Raw genomic sequence first — 20,662 nt, 5'->3', positions numbered from 1 at the left:
CCGTCACGGCCTGGTCATCGACAACACATCGAGCGCGGCGTCGAGCTGGTCCTCGGTCAGGGTGCCGTCGGCCACGTGGCCGCGCTCGATGACGACCTCGCGGATGGTCTTGCGCTCGGCCAGCGCCTGCTTGGCGATCCTGGCGGCCTCCTCGTAGCCGACGTACCGGTTCAGCGGCGTGACGATCGACGGGGACGACTCGGCATACTCGCGCAGGCGCTCCACGTTCGCGGTGACGCCGGAGACGCAGCGGTCGGCTAGCAGCCGCGACACGTTCGCCAGCAGCCTGATCGACTCCAGGATGTTGCGGGCGATGATCGGCAGCTGCACGTTCAGCTCGAAGGTGCCGGACGCGCCCGCGAACGTGATCGCCGCGTCGTTCCCGATGACCTGCGCCGCGACCATGGCCGTGGCCTCCGGGATCACCGGGTTCACCTTGCCCGGCATGATGGACGAGCCGGGCTGCAGGTCGGGCAGGTTGATCTCGCCCAGCCCCGCCCTCGGGCCGGAGCCCATCCAGCGAAGGTCGTTGGCGATCTTGTTGAGCGAGACCGCCACGACCTTGAGCTGCCCCGACAACTCGACGATGGAGTCCTGGGCCCCCTGGGCCTCGAAGTGGTCGCCGGCCTCGACGAACGGGATGCTCGTCGCCTCCCGCAACCTGGTGATCGCCTCCTGGGCGAACCCCGGCGGGGTGTTGATGCCCGTCCCCACCGCGGTGCCGCCCAGAGGCAGCTCCAGCACGTGCTCAAGGGCCGAAGAGACGCGTACGACACCGTGCTCGATCTGGGTGGCGTACCCGCCGAACTCCTGCCCCAGCGTCACCGGCGTCGCGTCCATCAAGTGCGTGCGCCCCGACTTCACCACGCCGTCGAACTCGATCGCCTTCTCCCGCAGCGCCGCCGCCAGATGCTGGAGCGAAGGCAGCAGATGGTAGGTCACCTCGGTCGCCGCCGCCACGTGGATCGAGGTCGGGAAGACGTCGTTGGACGACTGGGAGGCGTTCACATGATCATTGGGGTGCACCGGCCGGCCCAGCCGCTCCTCGGCCAGCGTCGCGATCACCTCGTTGGCGTTCATGTTGGACGAGGTGCCCGAACCCGTCTGGAAGACGTCGATCGGGAAATGGGCGTCGTGCTCGTTCTCCGCCACGTCCGCCGCGGCCTGCGCGATCGCCTCAGCCAGGTCCTTGTCGATCACGCCCAGCTCGCCGTTGACCTCGGCCGCCACCGCCTTGATCAGGGCGAGCGCGGCTATATGGGACGACTCCAGCGGGCGTCCGGAAATCGGGAAGTTCTCCACAGCCCGCTGGGTCTGCGCCCGCCACTTGGCGCCAACAGGCACACGGACCTCGCCCATCGAGTCATGTTCGATCCGAAACTCACTCATGACTCCCAGTCTGCGCTACGGCCGCGTGCTCGGCCCGGAGACCCTAGCTGGACAGGAGCGCCACGATGAGAATGGCGATCACCACGGCCGCGGCCGCCGCCACCGCCATCAGGATCAGCATGCCGTTACGGTTGCCCGCGGGCTTCTTCTCCGGCTGGCCCGCGATGGCGAACAGGTCCGTCCCCAAACCGCCGCTCTGCCCCGGCATCTGCGGCACCTGCGGCAGCGGCCGCTGCGGTGCCGGCTGCTGCGGGCCGCCCTGCGGCTGGGCCGCCGGGGGGTACACCTGCTGGCCCGGCGATCCGCTCACCGGCGTCTGGATGCGGGTGGTGACGATGGCGGCCTCGTCGGTGGGGCGCTGGGGTGGCTGGGTCGGCTCGGGGACGGCGGGGAACGGCCCCTTGGGCCGCGCGATGCTGATCGTCTGCTCGGGATCGTAATCCCCCGCCCCGGCCGCAGCCCAGGCCCCTGCCCCGGCCCCCGCACCGGCTCCTGCCCCGGCCGGTCTGGGGCCTGGGCCTGTCGGCGCGGTGCCCGGTCCTGTCGGGGGCATCCCGGGTCGTTGCGGACCCGCGCCCGGCTGTGTCGGGCCTGGCTGGGTCGGGCGTGCTCCCTGCCCCGGTCTCGCCCCTGGTCTCATTCCCTGTCCCGCGCCCGGTCCTGCGGGGCCGGGTGAACCGGCTCCAGGGACGTACGGTTGCGCCTGCGGCGGGCGTCCGGGGGCGGTGTTCTGCGGCACGGTGGGCGAGCTCGACCCGCGCATCTGCCCTTGGGGTCCTTGCGCTCCAGGAGGACCGAAGGGGCGCTGGGGAGGCCCTTGCGTCCCCGGCCCACGAGGCCCCTGACCAGCGGCCCCGCCCGGCGCTCCAGGCCCGCCTGGCAACCCAGGCCCGCCGTGGGGCCCAGCCGCACCAGGTCCGGCCGGTCCGCCAGGTCCGCCAGGTCCGTTTGGTCCCCCTGGTCCGCCCGGACCTCCGGCCATTGGGCCGCCTGGTGCTCCGGGACGTCCGCCGGGGCCGCCCGGTCCTGCGGCCATCGGGCTACCGGGTGCGACGCCGCCTGGACCGCCGCCGGGGTCCCTTGGGCCGTTGCCCGGCATGGGGCCGCCGGGGCGGTTGTTTCCTGGCCGTGGTCCGCCGCCCGGACCTCCGGCTCCTTGCCCGGCCGGGGTCTGCGGCGCGGCGAACGAGTCGGGCAATGCGGCCTCCTGCGCCATGAGAGCTTCGGCGGTGAGCACCGGCATCTCGCTCGTCGGGGTGTCGGCGACCATACGCAGCATGGTCTCCGCCTTGGCAGCCTTGAGCCGCTGCCGATAGTCCTTGTTCAGCAGCCCGTTCAGCACCGGACGCAGCTGCGCCGCCTGCATGGGCGGGTCGGCGCTCTCGGTGAGCAGCGCCGCCAGCGTTTCGGCGATCGTGGACCGCTCGTACGCAGGCCGCCCCTCGACGGCGAAGTAGAGGGTGGCGCCGAGCGACCAGATGTCGGACTCGGGGCCGGTGTACTCGCCCCTGGCACGTTCCGGAGCGGTGTAGCCGGGGGAGCCGATCACCATGCCCGTCTTCGTCAGCCGCGAGTCGCCCTCTGCCTTGGCGATGCCGAAGTCCGTCAGCACCACGCGGCCGCTCTCGGTGATGAGCACGTTGCCGGGTTTGACGTCACGGTGGGTGATGCCCTGGGCGTGCGCGGCGCGCAGCGCCCCGAGCAGGTCCACGCCGATCTCCGCCACGAGCCGGGGCGGCAGCGGCCCTTCCTCCTCGATCACGCGCTCAAGCGAGCGGGCCTCGATGAGCTCCATGATGATCCACGGGCTGTCGTCCTGGATCAGCACGTCGTGGATGGAGGCCACGGAGGGGTGGTTGATGCGTGCGGCGATGCGGCCCTCGCGTACCATGCGTTCGCGCAGCTCGGCCCGCTGTTCCTCGGTGAGCCCGGGGTCCTGGCGGATTTCCTTGCACGCCACCTCGCGCCCGAGCGCGCGGTCGCGAGCGCGCCACACGGTGCCCATGGTGCCCCGGCCGAGGGGGGCTATGAGCTCGTAGCGCTTCGCGAGCAGGCGTGTCTGCTGTTCCGGCATGAGAAGAAGATATCGATTCTCGCTTAGGAAGTGCTTTACCCTCGCTTGCGGAGTTCTCTTGGCCAGAACCGCCGAGGAAGGCACAACTTTATCACCGTCGCTTTGAAACGGGCATAAGCCGACGGCGTCGGCCGCTGCTCAACGCGCTTCCTATGCACGCCTTCGCCCGGTTTGCGTTCCAGTCTCGGCGGGGGCACGGAAACGGTGGCGGCGGGGGGCTCGGCCCGGTGCAGCCCGCGGTGCGCGGGCCTGCGTGAGAAAGAGGGCGGCGTCAACATCTGCGCGGGACGTACGGACCTGCGCGGGGTCAGCGGCTCCTCGGCCGAGCCGCCCGCGGCCACTCGCGTGAGCATCAGCGAGGCGCGGACGGAGTCGAGCCTGGTCGCCGGGTCGATTCTGAGCAGCGCGTCAAGCACGGGACCCAGCGGGCCCGCCTTGGCCATCGGGATCGGCTCGCCGCTGGTCAGGGCCGCGAGGGCGGCGGCGGCCGTACGGCGTCCATGAAGGCCGCGGCCTTCGACGGCGGTGTAGAGGGTCGCGCCGAGCGACCACAGATCGCCCGCGGGACTGGCTTTGGAACCCAGAACCCGCTCGGGAGCGATGTATCCCGCGGACCCCAGAACGATGCCCGCCTGGGTGATGGAAACGTCACCTTCGAGTGCGGCCAGCCCGAAGTCGGTGAGCACCGCGCGATCCTCGGTCACCAGCACGTTGCTCGGCTTGACGTCGCGGTGCAGGATGCCCTTGGCGTGCACCGCGCGCAGCGCCCCGAGGATCTGCCGGCCGATCTCGGCGGCCTTTCGCGGGTGGAGCGGTCCCTCCTCCTGGATGAGCTCCTCCAGGGACTTGGCCCTGAGCAGCTCCATCACGATCCAGGGACGGTCGTCCTCGGTGACCACGTCGAAGACGGTGATAACGGACGGGTGCGCGACCATCGCGGTCGCCCTGCCCTCGCGTTCGGTGCGGGCGCACAGCTCGGCCCGCAGTTCCTCGTCGAGAACGGTGGGCAGCCGCACTTCCTTGACCGCCACGTCGCGGTCGAGCAGCTCGTCATGCGCCCGCCAAACGGTGCCCATGCCGCCGCGACCAACCGGCTCCATGAGCCGGTAGCGCGCGGCGAGGAGGTAACCGGATGGCGCACGCATGCCTGGCAGCTTACCTATTTGTGTAAACCGACCAGTAGAGGCGGGGCCGATAATTTGTTGCGAATCTAAGTCAAGCCGCGTGACTCGTAGCGTCAGCGTACCTCCGGGCCACATCGGCCCAGTTGACGAGCCCCCACAGTTTCTCGACGTAGTCGGGGCGCACGTTGCGATAGCCAGCTTCTCGGCCGGAAACGACCGAGCTTGCAGCTCCTCGCCGTCGATGGCGTCGACGGTCCGGTCCGCGTCAGGCAGCGTGACTCACTGCCCAGCCTGCCACACCCTCCCTGTCGCCGCGGTGGGGAACCGAACCCCGATATCCGGAGAGGGGCGGACCGTCGTCTGCGGCCTTGTCGCCCACTTGGTCTTCACACGGGGTTCCACGCCAGATCGCGCACGTGGCCCGACGAGGCTCCTAGGTCTTCCCTTGGCAATGTGACAACGGTCAGATTGGTCCCGCCGCGCGGGCGGCCTTACCGCCGCCCGCGCCGCGTCTCCCGCACGGCTTTCCGAAGCGCGTTCGCGCAGCTCGCGGGCCAGGTGTGTCATGCGGCACACCCATGTCTCCGATAAATGTGCATGATGCCCAGGAGGGGACTGTCAGGCGTACGGCAGGCTTGCGTCAGGAACCACGAGACCCCGTCAGCGAGTTGTAAGGGTGTCGAAAGGGGACGGGGGCATGATCTGGCCATAAGGGCGGATCGGAAACTGTCGGTCCCGGTTCGCACAATGAAGAGGTAGGCCACGGTCCCTCCCACTGATGACAGACCACGAAGGACGTGATGAAGATGCGCCAGACCCGGGTTCGTCGCCGGCTGAAGCGGCCGACCAGAGCCACGCTGGACCTTCGCACTCCCTCGGGGCGATCCCTGCCCTTTTGAAACCCGTAATCAGGAGCGCAATCTGAGAGGTGCGCGATGTGCAGTCACCACCCCGCTTGCCCTAGTGCCGACTCGCCCGACCGAGAGGCGTCGGTCGTGATCGCGGCCCACCCCGACCAGGGGTGGAGCCTGCTCTGCAACGGCGTCGTGCTGTTCGAGGACACCGGTCTGCTGCTGCCCGACGGCTCCGTCGTGGCGCCGCACCGGTCCGCGGTCGCCGCGTGACGATCTCCTGGGTCGCCAGGCCGGAGGAGGAGCGAGACGTTGCGGCGGTGCGCGAGGTCAACCTCGCCGCCTTCCCCACCTCGCTCGAGGCCGACCTGGTCGACGCCCTCCGCAAGGACCCGGCCTGGATGCCGGGCCTGTCTGTCGTGGCCGAGCACGACGGGGTCGTCGCCGGCTACGCCCTCCTCACCCGCTGCCACGTCGACGGCGTTCCCGCCCTGGCTCTCGCGCCCTGCGCCGTCCTGCCCTCTTACCAGCGCAGGGGCGCCGGCTCGGCCGCCATCGCCGCCGGGCTGGTCAGGGCCCGTGAGCAGGGGGAGCATCTGGTGCTCGTGGTCGGGCACCCCAGCTACTACCCGCGCTTCGGCTTCGTCCGCGCCTCCGCGTACGGGATCAGGGCGCCCTTCGACGTGCCCGACGAGGCGATGATGGCGCTGGTGCTCGACAAGACCTGGGTGGTGCCGGGCGGCACGATCGCCTACCCGGCCCCCTTCACCGCCTGACGGTTCGGCCCGGTCAGCGACGGCCGATCGTCAGGACGGGGCCCGTACGATCGGTGAAGAAGTCATCTCCCTTGTCGTCGACCACGATGAACGCGGGGAAGTCCACCACTTCGATCTTCCACACCGCCTCCATGCCGAGCTCCGGATACTCCAGCACCTCCACCTTCTTGATGCAGTCCTGGGCCAGCCGAGCCGCGGGTCCGCCGATGGAGCCGAGGTAGAAGCCCCCGTGCTTCTGGCAGGCGTCCGTGACCTGCTTGGACCTGTTGCCCTTGGCCAGCATCACCATCGACCCGCCCTCGGCCTGGAAGCGTTCCACGTACGAGTCCATCCGCCCGGCCGTCGTGGGCCCGAAGGAGCCGGACGCGTATCCCTCGGGGGTCTTGGCGGGCCCGGCGTAGTAGACGGCGTGGTCCTTCAGGTACTGCGGCATCTCGCCGCCGTTGTCGAGGAGTTCGGCGATCTTGGCGTGGGCGATGTCGCGGGCGACCACGAGGGGTCCGGTGAGGGAGAGCCTGGTCTTGACCGGATATTTCGTCAATTGGGCGAGGATTTCCGGCATGGGCTTGTTGAGGTCCACCTGGACGACGTCCTCCGACAGGTGCTCGTCGGTCGTCTCCGGCAGGAAGCGGGCCGGGTCGGTCTCCAGCTTCTCCAGGAACACGCCCTCCGGCGTGATCTTCGCCAGCGCCTGCCGGTCGGCGGAGCAGGACACCGCGATGGCCACCGGGCAGGAGGCCCCGTGGCGGGGCAGGCGGATGACGCGTACGTCGTGGCAGAAGTACTTGCCGCCGAACTGGGCCCCGATGCCCAGCTTCTGCGTCAGCTCGAAGACCTTGGCCTCCATCTCCAGGTCACGGAACCCGTGCCCCGACGCCGAGCCCTCGGTCGGGATCGAGTCGAGGTAGCGCGCGCTGGCGTACTTGGCGGTCTTCAGCGCGAACTCGGCGGAGGTGCCGCCGACGACGACCGCCAGGTGGTACGGCGGGCACGCCGCGGTGCCCAGCGACCGGATCTTCTCCTCCAGGAAGGCCAGCATGCGCTTCTCGTTGAGCACGGCCTTGGTCTCCTGGTACAGGAACGACTTGTTGGCCGAGCCGCCGCCCTTGGCCATGAACAGCAGCTTGTACTCGTCGGCGTGGCCGTGGGGGTCTTCCGCGTACAGCTCGACCTGGGCGGGCAGGTTGTCGCCCGTGTTCTTCTCCTCCCACATGGTCAGCGGCGCCATCTGGGAGTAACGCAGGTTGAGCCGGGTGTAGGCGTCGTACACGCCGCGCGAGACGTGCTCGGCGTCGAGCCCGTCGGTCAGCACGTGGCGGCCGCGCTTGCCCATGACGATCGCGGTGCCGGTGTCCTGGCACATGGGCAGGACGCCGCCGGCCGAGATGGAGGCGTTCTTGAGCAGGTCGAGCGCGACGAAGCGGTCGTTGCCGCTGGACTCGGGGTCGTCGACGATCTTTCTGAGCTGGGCGAGGTGGGAGGTGCGCAGGAAGTGGGAGATGTCGTGGACGGCCGTCTCGGTCAGCAGCCGCAACGCCTCCGGCGCGACCTCGAGAAACGTGCGTCCTGCCGCCTCGACCCGCCGCACCCCCTCCGTCGTGATCAGCCGGTACTCGGTCTCGTCGGCTCCCAGCGGCAGCAGATCGGTGTAGTCGAACTCGCCCATGAGGTTTACGCGGAGCGCTCCGGGGTTCGTGCCGGAGGCGGAGGTTCCGCGCTTCCTCCTTTCGTGTGTCGTCGCTGACGGATCAGGGGATGGTGCGGGGTGCGCGAAAGGGACGCGTCAGTCCCCTAGAGATTACGCGCCCGCCCTCGCCCGCCGTCCTGGCCGCCCGCCCGAGGACGTCACGCTTCGTTGGGTGCCACGACGGGGGCCTGTGAGCGCCTGGCGGTGAGGCCGAGCACGATCCCCGCGATCACCAGCCCGGCCCCCAGCAGGTCGTAGGCCGTGGGCGTGGCGATCCCGAGCACCACCCCCGTGACGATCGCCGCCACCGGGATGAGCCCCGCGAACAGCCCGGCGTGGCCCGGCCCCAGCTTGGGCAGCGAGGTGTACCAGAGGAAGAACGCCACCACGGTGACCACGATCGCCAGGTAGGCGAACCCGAGGGCCTCGGCGAGCGTCGGCACGCGGAACATGCCCGTGCCCTCGTCCACGAACCCGACCACCATCAGCAGGGGGACGGCCAGCGCCGTCGAGTACGCCGACACCCTGATCGCCCCCAGCCTCGGCAGCAGGGGGATGGCCAGCAGGGAGAAGCTCACCTCGCCGACGAGAGCCCCCAGCGCCCACAGCAGCCCCGGCAGGTTGCCGCTGCCGAGCCCGGTGGCCAGCGTGGCGCCGGCCACGACGACGGTCGCGGCGACGAGCAGCCGGGGCGCGGGACGGCCGCCGGCCAGCGCGAGCGCCAGCGGCACGGTGCCGAGAACGGTTCCGACCAGGCCGGGGCCCGCGGCGTGGGCCGACTCGATCACGCAGACGTTGAAGGCGACCAGGCCGAGCAGGGTGAGCCCGGCCAGGCAGACGGCCTCGCGCCTGGTCAGCTTGATGAAGCGCAGGCCGAGCACCCTGGTGATGATGAGCAGGGTGACCGCCCCCACGAAATACCGGACGGCCTGCCCGCCGTAGATGGGGTAGCCGGCCACCAGCCCCGAGACTCCGGCCAGCGTTCCGACGAGGAACATGGCGGTGGCCGCACCGATGACGCCCTTGTTCATGCGGAGGATGCTAGAGAGACAATGGTTCCCGCAATCAGTCCAATGCCCGGCGGGAAGACAGGACCAATATGGCTGATCTCCATATCCAGATAAATCGAGATAAGGGGGGAATCGCCGGGCAGATCGCGTCCGAGCTGCGCGATTCCATCCGCCACGGCCGGCTGACGCCGGGCACCCGCCTGCCCGCCACCCGCGACCTCGCCATCGACCTGCAGGTCTCCAGAGGCGTCGTGGTCGAGGCCTACGAGCAGCTCGTCGCCGAGGGCTTCCTCGCGTCGAGGGTCGGAGTGGGCACCCAGGTCACCCCCGCGCCCGCCGCACGCTCCCGGCAGAAGGCGCCTCGCCCCGCCACACCTGTGCGCCGGAGACAGAGCGCCTCCGTGCGCGCGCCGTACTACGGCCATCGCCCCACCTCTCCAGACCTCGGCCACTTCCCCCGTGAACGCTGGCTCGCGGCCGTCAGGCACGTCCTGGCCACCGTACCTTCGGACGCGTTCGATTACGGGGACCCCGGCGGCGTGCCTGACCTGCGAGAAGAGCTGGCCGGCTACCTCAGGAGGGTCAGGGCGGCCGACGTGCGCCCGGAGAACCTCGTGATCGTCGGCGGTGTGGCCCAGGGGCTGAGCCTGGTGCTGCACGTGCTGAGCCGGCAGCGCACGATCCGGCTGGCCGTGGAGGACCCGGCCAGCCACCGCCAGCTCCCGCTGCTCAGACGCGCGGGCGCGCACCTGGTGCCGGTCCCCGTGGACGAGGAGGGCCTGGACGTGCGGCGGCTGAGCGGCGACGCCGTGCTGGTCACGCCCGCGCACCAGTACCCGACGGGCGTGGTGCTCTCCCCGCCGCGCAGGGCCGCCCTGATGGAGTGGGCGTACGCGGGCGACCGGGTGGTCCTGGAGGACGACTACGACGCCGAGTTCCGCTTCGACCGCGACCCCGTCGGCTGCCTCCAGGGCCTGGCCCCCGACCGGGTGATCCTGGCGGGCAGCGTCAGCAAGGCGCTCGCGCCCGGCCTGCGGCTGGGCTGGGTGGCCGCGCCCGCGGACGTGGCCGAGGCCGTGCGCAGGGCCAGGGGCGAGCTGGACCTGGGCTCGCCGGTCATCGAGCAGTACGCGCTCGCGCACTTCCTGCGGACCGGCGGCTATGACAAGCACCTGCGCCGCATGCGCAGGGAGTACCGCCGCCGCAGGGACGCCCTGGTCACGGCGCTGGCCGAGGAACTGCCTGAGGTCAGGGTCAGGGGCATCGACGCGGGGCTGCACGTGTACCTGGAGCTGCCCGGCGGCTGGAACGAGGCCCGCGTGGCGCGGCACGGGCTGGAGCTGGGGCTGTCGGCCGAGCCTGTGGGGCCGATGCGCGAGTCTCAGGGGCCGCCGGCGGTGGTGGTGGGGTTCGCGCGGCTGCCCCCGCACAAGGCCCCCGAGGCCGTGCGAGGCTTAAAAGTCAGAATGTCAGGACAAGATGTTGACTGAGGGAGTCGATCTCACCTAAGAAGGAAAAGACCACACCCCGATTGGAGATGCCATGCGTGTGGGACTGCTGGGACTCGGCAGGATCGGAGCCTTCCACGCCGCCACCTTGGCCGCGCATCCGCTGGTGGACGAGCTGATCGTGGCCGACCCCGTGCGGACGTCGCCCTACGGCGGACCGGGCGACCCGTTCGAGTCGGACGCCGTGGTGATCGCCACCCCGACCGGCACCCACGCCGAACTGATCATCAGAGCCTGCGAGCGGGGCATCCCCGCCTTCTGCGAGAAACCGGTCGCCGCCACGGTGGCCGAGACCGTCAAGGTGCTGGAGGCCAGCGCGGGCAACCGGGTGCAGATCGGGTTCCAGCGCAGATTCGACCCGGGATACGTGGCCGCGGCCACCGCGCTGCGCGAGGGCGAGCTGGGCGAGCTGCACCGCGTCCACATGGTCACCGCCGACCCCGCGCCGCCGCCCGCCGAGTACATCGCGACCTCCGGCGGCATTTTCCGCGACTGCCACATCCACGACTTCGACATCCTGCGCTGGGTGACGGGCCGCGAGGTCGTCTCGGTCTACGCGACGGGGGCCAACAGGGGCGCGGCCTTCTTCGAGGAGGCGGGTGACGTGGACAACAGCGCCGCGCTGCTCACCCTGGACGACGGCACGCTGGCCACCCTGCAGGGCTCCCGTTACAACGGCGGCGGCTACGACGTGCGCATGGAGCTGGCGGGCAGCAGGCGCACCATGGTGGCGGGCCTGGACGGGCGCGCCCCCCTCCACACCGAGGAGCACACGCCGGAGGAGCCCTGGCCGGACTTCGTCACCCGTTTCGAGGCCGCCTACCGCAGCGAGATCGACGGCTTCCTGACCGGCGGCGAGAGCCCGTGCACGATCGGGGACGCGCTGGAGGCGCTCTACGTGGCCGAGGCCGCCGATCTGTCGCTGCGCGAACGCCGTCCGGTCGAGGTCGCGGAGGTGCGGCGATGAAGCTGGCGGGGGCGCCCATCTCGTGGGGCGTGTGCGAGGTCCCCGGCTGGGGGTTCCAGCTCGAACCTGAGCGGGTGCTGTCCGAGATGCGCGAACTCGGCCTCACCGCGACCGAGCTCGGCCCGCAGGGCTTCCTGACGCGGGAGCTCATCGAGTCGTACGGGCTGAGCCTGGCGGGCGCGTTCGTGCCCGTGGTGCTGCACGACCCCGGCCACGACCCGCTGCGGGACCTGCCGGAGGAGGGCACGCTGGTCCTGGCGGCCGCCACGGGGACGGACGGCTACGACGCGCGCCCCGCCCTCGACGCCGCCGGCTGGGCCACGCTGCTGGCCAACCTTGACAGGATCGCCGCCGCGCTCGGCTCGAGGGCCAGCCTGCACCCGCACGTCGGCACCATGATCGAGACTCGCGACGAGGTTGAAAGGGTGCTCGCGGACAGCTCCATCCCGCTCTGCCTGGACACCGGGCACCTGCTCATCGGCGGCACCGACCCGGCCGCCCTGGTCACGTCCGTCCCGTCGCGGATCGCGCACGTGCACCTCAAGGACGTGGACGCCCGCATCGCGGGCCAGGTCTCCGGCGGCGGGCTGAGCTACACGCAGGCGGTGCGCGCGGGCGTCTACCGTCCGCTCGGCCAGGGCGACGTCGACGTCGCGGGCATCGTCGCGGGGCTCGACGGCGGCGGATACGAGGGCTGGTTCGTCATGGAGCAGGACGTCATCCTCTCCGGCCCCGAGGATCGGCCCATGGAGGACGTCCGGCGCAGCCTGGCCTTCCTGGACGGGGTGCTGGGGACCGGCTGAGGGGCGATCACGTCGTCGAGACGGCCTTCTTCGGCTGGAAGCCCGGCGCCAGGGCGATGATCACGGCGGACAGCACCAGCGGCGCCACGAAGGCCATGCGCATGTCCGCCGCGTCCGCGATCACGCCCACCAGGGCCGCGCCCACGATGAAGCCGACGTAGTTGAAGAGGTTCACCCGGGCGATGGCCACCCCGGTGCCCGCCGGGTCCAGCCGGCCCGCCGCCGAGAACGACTGCGGCGCCACCACGGACAATCCCACCCCGGTCAGCCCGAACGCGACGATGGCCAGCGGCTGGCTCGGGGCGGTGACCACGCCCAGGAAGCCCAGCGTGGCGATCAGGCCGCCGATCCTGACGATGGCGGCGGGGCCGTAGCGCCTGACGGCGAGGTCGCCGCCGAGCCTGACGGCCAGCGTGGTGGCCTGGTAGGCGACGTAGGCCAGCGGGATCACCTTGGGGCCCGCGTCCAGGATCTCCTTCATGAAGACGGTGTTGAAGTTGGAGACGGCGGCGTCGCCGACGTACAGGAAGCCCATGGCCAGGCAGAGCGGGATGATCGGCCGCCAAGGGAAGCGCGCGGCGGGGGCGCTCGTGGCGGCGGGCGCCACTTTCTCCTCCTCGCGCGTGCACAGGTCGCGGCCCGCGTAGAGCGAGCCGGCGACGGCGAGGACCATCGGGGCCGCCATGACCAGCGGGAGCGGCAGGTCGGCGGCCACCGACGCCCACAGCGCCCCGAGCATGCTGAACGCGCTCCACACGCAGTGGAAGCCGTTCAGCACCTGGACGCCGTACCTGCGTTCGACGGCCACGCCCTGCATGTTCATGCCCGCGTCCACCGCGCCGACGGCCACCCCGAACACCAGCAGCACCGGCACCAGCAGCGGCACGTTGGGCGCCAGCCCGGCCAGCACCACGGCGACGGCGACCACCGGCTGGGCGAGGCGCAGCAGCGGCTTGCTGCCCCGCCTGGCCGCGAACTCGCCGGCCGCCACGCTTCCGAGGCCGGCGAACACCGGCACGATCAGCAGCAGCGCCGTCAGCGAGCCCTCGTCGAGCCCGTGTTTGGCCTGCAGGTTGGCGACCTGGATGAGCAGCGAGGCGAACGACAGGCCCTGCACGGCGTAGACGGCGTACGTGGCGAGGCGGGCCTGGCGATCACGCGAGGACGGCACGACGGCCTCCTGATCGGGGGGTATCAAACGTGAGGCGCGGTCAGGTTAGCGGCTGGTGTGCCTCCTCCGCCAGCGGTTCGTCCGCCGCCCCGAGCCGCTTGGCCGCCGCCCACACCCCCAGGGCGAGCAGCGCCGCCACCTCCGTGACCGCCAGACCTCGCTCGACCAGCCCGAGCGGCATCACCTGCCACCACGGCAGCCCGTCGCGGGCCGCGATCGCGATCATCGTGCCGATGCCCACCACCCACAACACCGAGCAGATCCCGAACCCGAACGCGAGCAGCGTCGCCCGCGACCGCTCACGGTGCCGCCACGGCCTGGCGATGATCACGGCGGCCAGCGGCAGGCTGATGAAGGCCACGATGCTGCCCGCCCGGTGGATGCTCCCGCTCATGGAGGGCCCCACCGACCAGTCGTGCTTCTCGAACCAGGCCGTCACGAACAGCCCCGCGCTCCAGCTCATGAGCGCGATGGTGCCGAAGATCCCGGCCAGCCTCTTGCGCGCCAGCGACACCCCGATGGCCGCGGAACCGGCCGCCAGCAGTCCCACCCCGAGCGCGAAGATCCAGCCGTCGGGGCCGAGGCCGTGCTCGCTGATGGTCCGCCTGATCGGGTTGATCTCGTCGAGGCTGGCCAGCTCCAGACCGGCGATCACCGCCACGCCCGTCCCTGCCGCGCCCAGACCCCACCGCGCCGGTTGATGCACGCGCACGCACCTCCCCTTTGCGGGGATCAACGGCTCGGAACCCGCGGAGATTCCGGGGGGTTCATACCGTTTCATGCGATTGCTGACGGGCCGGCGGAACCGCCACGCCGAGGTGAACGCGTACCTGGCGGAGGGGAACACCGACCTACGCGTGCGTATCCGCTGAAGCGGGTCAATTGGCACGAGCGAATCAGACGAGCGCCAGATATCGTCAGAAGTGTGAACGAACGCGCGGGATCGTGGTTGCCGAAGCTGCAAGAGGTCGGGGAGCGGCTGGCCGAGGAGTTCGTGTCGGCGCGCCGCCCGGCCGCGTCGCCCGACACGCCGCAGCCCCACGAGCTCCGCGCCTCCGACGCCGACCGCGAACGCATCGCCCAGGTGCTCCAGGACGCCCACGCCGACGGCCGGCTCACCCTTGAGGAGCTGGAGGAGCGGCTGGGCGTGCTCTACGCCGCCCGCACGCTCGGCGAGCTGGCCGCGCTCACCGCCGACCTGCTGCCCGCCGAGCAGCAGCCGCTCAACCTCGACGGCCGGCCCGTGTCGGCCATCTTCAAGAAGGAACAGCGCGGCGGACGCTGGGTCGTGCCCGCCGAACTGGGCGTGACGGCCATGTTCGGGACGACCAAGCTGGACTTCCGCGACGCCATCCTGCAGAACCGGCGGATCATCATCAACGCCACCCTCGTCTTCGGCGGCCTGGAGATCCAGGTGCCGGAGGGGCTGGAGGTGATCAGGGTCACCAAGGACAAGACCGTCCGGTTGACCAAGCAGCCGACCGAGCCGGGCGCGCCCGTCGTCGAGGTCCACACCACCAACTTCGCCGGCGAGGTCAAGGTCAAGGAGCCGCCGCGGCGCAAGCGCCGTCGTTAGCCGTCCCGCGTACCCGCGCTCCTCAGCCCGCGGACTCGAAGTTGATCGCGCTGTAGGCCTTCAGCTTCCAGAGCTGGTGCTCGCTGTCGATCTTGCGGATGGTGCCGGAACGGCCGCGCATCACCAGCGACTGGGTCACCGCGGAGCCGGCGCGGAAGTGCACGCCCTGCATGAGCTCCCCGTGCGTGATGCCCGTCGCGGCGAAGAACACGTCGTCGGAGTCGACCAGATCGTTGGTCGTGAGCACCTGGTCGAGGTCGTGGCCGGCGTTGACGGCCTTGCGGCGCTCGGCGTCGTCGCGCGGCCAGAGACGGCCCTGGATCACGCCGCCCAGGCACTTGAGCGCGCACGCGGCCACGATGCCCTCGGGCGTGCCGCCGATGCCCAGCATCAGGTCGATCCCGGTGCCCGCGCGGGCCGCCATGATCGCGCCGGCCACGTCGCCGTCCGTGATGAACTTGATGCGCGCGCCCGCCTCCCTGATCTCCTTGACCAGTCGCTCGTGCCTGGGCCGGTCGAGCACGACCACCGTCACGTCGTAAGGGGAGCAGCCCTTCGCCCTGGCCACCGCGTTGATGTTGACCGCGACGGGGGCCTCGATGTCCACCACGTCGGCGGCCTCGGGGCCCGTGACCAGCTTCTCCATGTAGAACACGGCCGACGGGTCGTACATGGAGCCGCGCTCGCTCACCGCGATCACCGAGACCGCGTCGGGCATGCCCAACGCCGTCAATCTGGTGCCGTCAATGGGGTCCACGGCCACGTCGCAGTCGGGGCCGCTGCCGTCGCCGACGCGTTCTCCGTTGAACAGCATCGGCGCATGGTCCTTCTCTCCCTCGCCGATCACCACCACGCCGTTCATGGAGACCGTGTTGATCAACTGGCGCATGGCGTTCACCGCCGCGCCGTCGGCGCCGTTCTTGTCGCCGCGGCCGACCCATCGGGCCGCCGCCATGGCCGCCGCCTCGGTGACGCGGACGAGTTCCATGGCCAGGTTTCGATCGGGGGCGTGCTCGCCCGTGGCGAGCGCCGCCGGGACCGATGTGTCGGACATGATGGTGGCCTCCTCGTAGAACAACTCTCTCGATCGTAGTTGTCCCCCTATTCCCGGTCAGAGGGGGATAATCTGCCCAGCCTGGCTTACTCCTCGGTCCGCGGGCCGTCTGTAAGCTTCGACATGGTCGCCCTGTGAAACGGAGAGCGGGATTTTGCGCCGTACGGTGTGCGCACCAAGGATCTTGCCCTCACCATGGAGCATGGCTGCCCCGCCGTGGAGGAGAACCCGATGAGCGATGTGGAACAGGTGGCGACCCAGCCGCGTACGTCCGAGCGTGGCGCGGCCACCCGCAGCTCCCTTCTCGCCGCCGCCAGGGAGATCTTCGTCTCCAAAGGGTTCGCGGAGGCGGGCGTGACGGACGTGGTGGCCAGGGCCGAAGCCAGCGTGGGCAGCCTCTACCACCACTTCTCCGGCAAAGCCGACCTCTACCTCACCCTGTTCGAGGACTTCCAGGCCGGGCAGATGCGCAGAACCAAGCAGGCCGCCCGCCAGGCCCGCGCCGCCGGCGAGAGCGACCCGATGCGCGTTTTCCTCGCCGCCGCCCGCGCCTACCTCGACGGCTGCCTGGAGGAGCGGGAACTGGCCGAGCTGTTCCTGCGCGGCGACGGGCCGCCCGGGTTCGAGGTGGTCATGCGCGAGCGGCTGCGCACGTGGGCGGAGCTCAACGCGGCGCTGTTCGAGAACGAGGCGGCGCTCGTCGTCGTGATCACCGGGGCTCTGGCGGCGGCGCAGTCGGAGGTCGTGCGCACGGGCGACCGCGCCCTGGCCGAGCAGGTGCTCGCCATCATCGGGCAGATCCGCCCGGCCGCTTCCGCGACCGCCTCCTCCAGCCGGTAACCTCGCCAAGTGTGCAACGGTTCACCCAAGGACTCTACGGCTACGCGGTCGCCCTCTTCGTCTGCCTCGCGGGCGCGGGGCTGTTCCTGCTGATCACCCCGCAGAGCAGGGAAGAGCACATCCCGAAGCGCGAATACTCCATCACCGTCGCCAACTTCGGCCACTCCGTCCCCTACGGTGTGTGGGCGCCCCGGAAAGACCCGGCCAACTGGGTGCCCAACAGCAACAGGATCGCCAAGGGCGAGAACGGCGCCGAGGTCCTCTACCTCGGCTACGCCACGGGCAAGCGCGAGCACGCGATGTTCGTCCAGAGTGACGAGCGGCCCGCCGCCGCCTTCGCCAGCCGCATGGCCAACACCGACAAGCCCGTCGGCACGCAGCAGGTCGGCGGGGTCACCTGGGAGCAGCGCTTCCGCGAGGACAAGAAGCAGCGCTCGCTGGTGCGGACGTTGCCGGAGGTGACGCTGGTGATCACCGGCACGGCCGACTGGGCCGAGCTCGCGGAGCTGGCCGCCGTCCTTCAGCAGCGCCCCAAGGGCTGAGCCTGTCGAGGCGCGGATGTCGGTGCGCACCTCTAGGGTGGTGAACGTGGCAGCAGACGACAGGACGCCCTCGTACGAGCAGGCCCGCGAGGAGCTGACCGAGGTGGTGCGCCGCCTCGAGACCGGCGGGCTGACGCTGGAGCAGTCGATCGAGCTCTGGGAGCGGGGCGAGAAGCTGGCGGCCGTCTGTGAAGAGTGGCTGCAGGGGGCCAGGGTCAAGCTGGCCGCCGCCATGGCCCGCCGGTCCGAACCGGGCGCGGGCCACGGCGACGACGCCCCCTTCTGACCCTCTCCCGGTACGGACGCTCTTGGGCGAGCGCTCCTTCCGGCCCCGGCCCGGTTGGGTGAGTGCCCTTCCCGGCCGTCAATGGCCCCTTACGGGCCCGACTCCGTTGACCCGGGTATCGGGTGCGTCGGCGGCGTTCCGGGCGTCGAGCGTGGCGCTCAGGGCTTCCCCGCCGCCGACGTGCGGCGCAGGACGACCACCGGGATGCGGCGGCTGGTCTTGGCCTGATACTCGGCGAACGTGGGCTGCACCGCCACCATCCGCGCGTAGAGCCGATCGCGCTCCTCGCCCTCGGCGATCTCGGCCCGCACCGTGAACGTCTCCCTTCCGATCTCGGCCGTGGCCGCAGGGGTGGCGCGCAGGTTGTGGTACCACGCGGGGTGGGCGTCGCCGCCGGCGTTGGAGGCGACGACGACGTAGCGGTCGTCGTCCTTCAGGTACATCACCGGCGAGGTCGTCGACCTGCCGCTCTTGGCGCCCGTGGTCGTGAGCAGCACCAGCGGCGCGCCCTCGAACATGCCGCCGACCCGGCCCTCGTTGGCCCGGAACTCATCTATGACCTGCTGGTTGAAGTCGTTGGGCATCGTCAGCTCCTTGAATCGGAGGAATCTCCGGTTAGAGTTTAACCGGAGATTCCTCCGGTTTCCATCGGTATGCTGCAGCCATGCGCGGACAACGTCTGCTGCCCGTCATCGGGCAGCCCCAGCAGGAGCGGGCCGACGCCGCGCGGAACCGGCAGAAGATCATTGAGACCGCGGCGATGATGATCGCCGAGTGCGGCGCCGACAACCTCTCGCTCGACGAGGTGGCCCGTGTGGCGGGCGTCGGCGTGGGCACCGTCTACCGGCGCTTCGGCGACCGGGCGGGCCTCCTCTACGCGCTGATCGACGAGAGCGAACGGCGTTTTCAGGCCGCGTTCCTGTCCGGGCTGCCGCCGCTCGGTCCAGGAGCGCCGCCCGCCGAGCGGATCACGGCGTTCCTGCGCGCGCTGGTCGACCGCATCGTGGCCGATCAGGGGCTGTTCCTGCTGCTGGAGCGGGGCGGCAAGACCGACAGCTTCAGCGGCCCCTACCGGGTGCACCACATCCACCTGGCCACCCTGATCGCCCAGGCCTGCCCGCGGGCCGACGCCGCGTTCCTGGCCGACGCCCTCCTCGCACCCGTCAACGCCCGCCTGATCGCCTTGCAGCGGGAGCAGCGCGGCATGACCGTCGAGGAGATCAAATCAGGGCTGGCCACCATGGCGGCAGCCATCACACAGGGCTAGAGGCCCGGTTTCCGCACGTCACTCCAACAGTTCGGCGGCGGTGTCCTTGGGCGGCTGACCCACAAGCTTGTGGGTCGATCGGCCGTTACGCGTCCCCTGATTCGGTGCGCACGCTCAGGCGGTCGTCGCTGAGGCGGATCGTCAGCGGGGAGCCGGGGGCGACGTCCTTGGCCAGGCGGACGACCTCGCCCGACGGGCGCTGCACGATGGCGTAACCGCGTTCGAGGGTGGCCGCGGGCGACAGGGTGACGAGCCTGGCCCGCAGGTGTGTGAGGCCGTCGCCCGCCCGGTCGAGCGAGCCCGACAGCGAGCGCCTGGTCCGGTCGCGCAGCGCGTCGACCTGCTCGGCCCGGCGTTCGAGCTCGCGTACGGGATCGGCCAGCGACGGGCGGGAACGGGCCGACGTCAGCCAGGACATCTCCCTGTCGAGCCAGCCGCTCAGCACCCTGCGGCCCCGGTCGCGGAGCTGGCGCACGAGCGTGAGCTGCTCGCCGACGTCGGGCACGACCTTCTTGGCGGCGTCGGTGGGGGTGGAGGCGCGCAGGTCGGCCACCAGGTCGAGCAGCGGGCTGTCCTGCTCGTGGCCGATCGCGCTCACCACCGGGGTGCGGCAGGCGGCCACCGAGCGGACGAGCGTCTCGTCGGAGAAGGGCAGGAGGTCCTCCAAAGAGCCGCCGCCACGGGCGATGACGATGACGTCGACCTCGGAGTCGGCGTCGAGCTTGCGCAGCGCCTCGGTCACCTCGCCCACGGCGTAGGGCCCCTGGACGGCCACCTCCTCGACCTTGAACCGCACGGCCGGCCAGCGCCTGCGGGAGTTCTCCAGCACGTCGCGCTCGGCCGCGGAGTCGCGGCCGCAGATGAGCCCGACCGTGCCGGGCAGGAACGGAAGCCGCCGCTTCCTGTCAGCGTTGAACAGCCCCTCGGCGGCCAGGAGCTGCCTGAGCCGCTCCAGCCTGGCCAGCAGCTCGCCCACGCCCACCGGGCGGATCTCCAGCGCGGTGAAGGCGAACGAACCCTTGTTGACCCAGAAGTCCGGCTTGACCTGCATCACGACCCTGGCGCCGTCGGCCGGTCGGGGCACGGCCGCCTCGTAGACGCCGCGTGGCGCGGTGACCCGGGCCGACACGTTGGCGACCGGGTCGCGCAGGGTCAGGAACACCGTGCCGCCGCGGGCGCTCAGATCGGTGATCTGGCCCTCGACCCAGACCGTGCCGAGCCTGCCGATCCAGCCGCCCACCATCTGAAGGACCGTGCGGATCGGCAGCGGAGACTCGGGTGTGGTCTTCTCGGTCATCAGAAGCTCCCGTGGATACCCCGGCGTTCAGACCGGGGAGGAAACGGGAACGGGAAGGCACTCAAGGGCCTGAGCGTGCCCTGACGTTCACCGTTCAATGATGCTCTCCTGACGTGTGGTGTAGCCGTAGCCGTCGGCTCTTTGGAGCAGGCGGATGTGCTTGTGGCTGATGCCCTGGCGGGTGCCGGCCACGGTGGTGACGTTGAAAGAACCCGTGGCGCGGACGGCGACACGTCCGGTGTGGACTCCGGTGTTCTTGCCTTTGACGACGGTGGCGCGGACGAGGTCTCCGGTGGCGAACCCGTTGACGTGCTTGATCCGGGGTAGGCGCAGGCGGGGAAATCCGTACCGGTTGGTGCGGGTTCGGCTGTAGCTGCCGCGTCCGGTGGCTTTGACGACCAGGATGCGGGCCGGCCGCCCGGTCACCTGCGCGAGTTCGC

Annotated in this window: 21 protein-coding genes and 1 pseudogene; 10 read left to right on the top strand and 12 right to left on the bottom strand. The window is 70.7% G+C overall.

The genetic code is table 11. The annotated features are described in order from the left end of the window. Positions 1–3 precede the first annotated feature (3 nt). From ACFOY2_RS13515 to ACFOY2_RS13500, 4 genes are all read right to left on the bottom strand, one after another. Complete coding sequence (locus ACFOY2_RS13515; RefSeq protein ID WP_379528327.1) at positions 4–1,389, bottom strand: class II fumarate hydratase; 1,386 nt, start codon at positions 1,387–1,389, stop codon at positions 4–6. Between the two features lie 43 nt (positions 1,390–1,432). Further along, on the bottom strand, positions 1,433–3,463 hold the full coding sequence (locus tag ACFOY2_RS13510; RefSeq protein ID WP_379528326.1) for a serine/threonine-protein kinase: 2,031 nt from the start codon (positions 3,461–3,463) through the stop codon (positions 1,433–1,435). 35 nt (positions 3,464–3,498) lie between these two features. Further along, complete coding sequence (locus ACFOY2_RS13505) at positions 3,499–4,608, bottom strand: serine/threonine-protein kinase (RefSeq protein WP_379528325.1); 1,110 nt, start codon at positions 4,606–4,608, stop codon at positions 3,499–3,501. Positions 4,609–4,678: 70 nt separating this feature from the next. After that, positions 4,679–4,771, bottom strand: coding sequence for a hypothetical protein (locus ACFOY2_RS13500; RefSeq protein ID WP_379528324.1), 93 nt, complete (start codon positions 4,769–4,771; stop codon positions 4,679–4,681). 751 nt (positions 4,772–5,522) lie between these two features. On the opposite strand from ACFOY2_RS13500, the gene ACFOY2_RS13495 reads away from it, so the two are divergent. Both ACFOY2_RS13495 and ACFOY2_RS13490 read left to right on the top strand, forming a co-directional pair. Continuing rightward, a complete protein-coding gene (locus ACFOY2_RS13495; RefSeq protein ID WP_357824418.1) occupies positions 5,523–5,711 on the top strand; it encodes a DUF5999 family protein in 189 nt (62 codons plus the stop codon). Further along, on the top strand, positions 5,708–6,214 hold the full coding sequence (locus ACFOY2_RS13490; RefSeq protein ID WP_379528323.1) for a GNAT family N-acetyltransferase: 507 nt from the start codon (positions 5,708–5,710) through the stop codon (positions 6,212–6,214). The genes ACFOY2_RS13495 and ACFOY2_RS13490 overlap by 4 nt, the downstream gene beginning before the upstream one ends. 13 nt (positions 6,215–6,227) lie before the next feature. On the opposite strand, the gene ACFOY2_RS13485 is transcribed toward ACFOY2_RS13490, so the two are convergent. Both ACFOY2_RS13485 and ACFOY2_RS13480 read right to left on the bottom strand, forming a co-directional pair. Then, complete coding sequence (locus ACFOY2_RS13485; protein ID WP_379528322.1) at positions 6,228–7,880, bottom strand: fumarate hydratase; 1,653 nt, start codon at positions 7,878–7,880, stop codon at positions 6,228–6,230. A 179-nt stretch (positions 7,881–8,059) separates the two neighbouring features. Beyond that, on the bottom strand, positions 8,060–8,932 hold the full coding sequence (locus ACFOY2_RS13480; protein ID WP_379528321.1) for a DMT family transporter: 873 nt from the start codon (positions 8,930–8,932) through the stop codon (positions 8,060–8,062). Between the two features lie 68 nt (positions 8,933–9,000). On the opposite strand from ACFOY2_RS13480, the gene pdxR reads away from it, so the two are divergent. The 3 genes from pdxR to ACFOY2_RS13465 are packed head-to-tail and all read left to right on the top strand — an operon-like array spanning position 9,001 to position 12,189. Next, positions 9,001–10,401, top strand: a complete 1,401-nt coding sequence (pdxR, locus tag ACFOY2_RS13475; RefSeq protein WP_379528320.1) for a MocR-like pyridoxine biosynthesis transcription factor PdxR — start codon at positions 9,001–9,003, stop codon at positions 10,399–10,401. Positions 10,402–10,453: 52 nt separating this feature from the next. Further along, positions 10,454–11,386, top strand: coding sequence for a Gfo/Idh/MocA family protein (locus ACFOY2_RS13470; RefSeq protein ID WP_379528319.1), 933 nt, complete (start codon positions 10,454–10,456; stop codon positions 11,384–11,386). Further along, positions 11,383–12,189 (top strand): TIM barrel protein, encoded by an 807-nt coding sequence (locus tag ACFOY2_RS13465; protein WP_379528318.1) that lies wholly within the window; start codon positions 11,383–11,385, stop codon positions 12,187–12,189. Before ACFOY2_RS13470 ends, ACFOY2_RS13465 begins: the two co-directional genes overlap by 4 nt. Before the next feature lie 7 nt (positions 12,190–12,196). Here ACFOY2_RS13465 and ACFOY2_RS13460 read toward each other — a convergent pair whose 3' ends face one another. Both ACFOY2_RS13460 and ACFOY2_RS13455 read right to left on the bottom strand, forming a co-directional pair. After that, entirely contained in the window at positions 12,197–13,360 is a 1,164-nt protein-coding gene (locus ACFOY2_RS13460) for an MFS transporter (protein WP_379528317.1), read from the bottom strand. A 40-nt stretch (positions 13,361–13,400) separates the two neighbouring features. Then, positions 13,401–14,072, bottom strand: coding sequence for a DUF998 domain-containing protein (locus ACFOY2_RS13455; protein ID WP_379528316.1), 672 nt, complete (start codon positions 14,070–14,072; stop codon positions 13,401–13,403). A gap of 213 nt (positions 14,073–14,285) precedes the next feature. Here ACFOY2_RS13455 and ACFOY2_RS13450 point away from each other — a divergent pair, with 213 nt between their 5' ends. Next, the gene (locus ACFOY2_RS13450) at positions 14,286–14,936 is read left to right on the top strand and encodes a DUF1707 SHOCT-like domain-containing protein (protein ID WP_379528315.1); all 651 of its coding nucleotides are present in this window, start codon (positions 14,286–14,288) and stop codon (positions 14,934–14,936) included. Between the two features lie 22 nt (positions 14,937–14,958). Here the strand turns inward: ACFOY2_RS13450 and glpX are convergent, their stop codons facing one another. After that, positions 14,959–15,990 (bottom strand): class II fructose-bisphosphatase, encoded by a 1,032-nt coding sequence (gene glpX, locus ACFOY2_RS13445; protein ID WP_357824392.1) that lies wholly within the window; start codon positions 15,988–15,990, stop codon positions 14,959–14,961. 231 nt (positions 15,991–16,221) lie between these two features. On the opposite strand from glpX, the gene ACFOY2_RS13440 reads away from it, so the two are divergent. From ACFOY2_RS13440 to ACFOY2_RS13430, 3 genes are read left to right on the top strand one after another with little or no spacing between them, the layout of a single operon-like run. Then, positions 16,222–16,830, top strand: coding sequence for a TetR/AcrR family transcriptional regulator (locus tag ACFOY2_RS13440; protein WP_379528314.1), 609 nt, complete (start codon positions 16,222–16,224; stop codon positions 16,828–16,830). An 11-nt stretch (positions 16,831–16,841) separates the two neighbouring features. Then, the gene (locus ACFOY2_RS13435; protein ID WP_379528313.1) at positions 16,842–17,372 is read left to right on the top strand and encodes a DUF4245 domain-containing protein; all 531 of its coding nucleotides are present in this window, start codon (positions 16,842–16,844) and stop codon (positions 17,370–17,372) included. Positions 17,373–17,388: 16 nt separating this feature from the next. After that, entirely contained in the window at positions 17,389–17,658 is a 270-nt protein-coding gene (locus ACFOY2_RS13430) for an exodeoxyribonuclease VII small subunit (RefSeq protein WP_379528312.1), read from the top strand. A 158-nt stretch (positions 17,659–17,816) separates the two neighbouring features. Here the strand turns inward: ACFOY2_RS13430 and ACFOY2_RS13425 are convergent, their stop codons facing one another. Further along, the gene (locus tag ACFOY2_RS13425) at positions 17,817–18,242 is read right to left on the bottom strand and encodes a nitroreductase family deazaflavin-dependent oxidoreductase (RefSeq protein WP_379528311.1); all 426 of its coding nucleotides are present in this window, start codon (positions 18,240–18,242) and stop codon (positions 17,817–17,819) included. An 80-nt stretch (positions 18,243–18,322) separates the two neighbouring features. Here ACFOY2_RS13425 and ACFOY2_RS13420 point away from each other — a divergent pair, with 80 nt between their 5' ends. Continuing rightward, complete coding sequence (locus ACFOY2_RS13420; protein WP_379528310.1) at positions 18,323–18,925, top strand: TetR/AcrR family transcriptional regulator; 603 nt, start codon at positions 18,323–18,325, stop codon at positions 18,923–18,925. Between the two features lie 85 nt (positions 18,926–19,010). On the opposite strand, the gene xseA is transcribed toward ACFOY2_RS13420, so the two are convergent. Together xseA and ACFOY2_RS13410 are read right to left on the bottom strand one after the other, a co-directional pair. After that, a complete protein-coding gene (gene xseA, locus ACFOY2_RS13415; protein ID WP_379528309.1) occupies positions 19,011–20,222 on the bottom strand; it encodes an exodeoxyribonuclease VII large subunit in 1,212 nt (403 codons plus the stop codon). Positions 20,223–20,309: 87 nt separating this feature from the next. Then, a pseudogene (locus ACFOY2_RS13410) lies at positions 20,310–20,662 on the bottom strand (RNA-guided endonuclease IscB); the annotation flags it as partial.

The sequence above is a fragment of the Nonomuraea purpurea genome (assembly GCF_042650645.1).
GTDB classification, from domain to species: Bacteria; Actinomycetota; Actinomycetes; order Streptosporangiales; family Streptosporangiaceae; genus Nonomuraea; species Nonomuraea purpurea.
The sequence above is the reverse complement of the archived record's forward strand: the minus strand, read 5'-3'. Positions and strand labels throughout refer to the sequence as shown.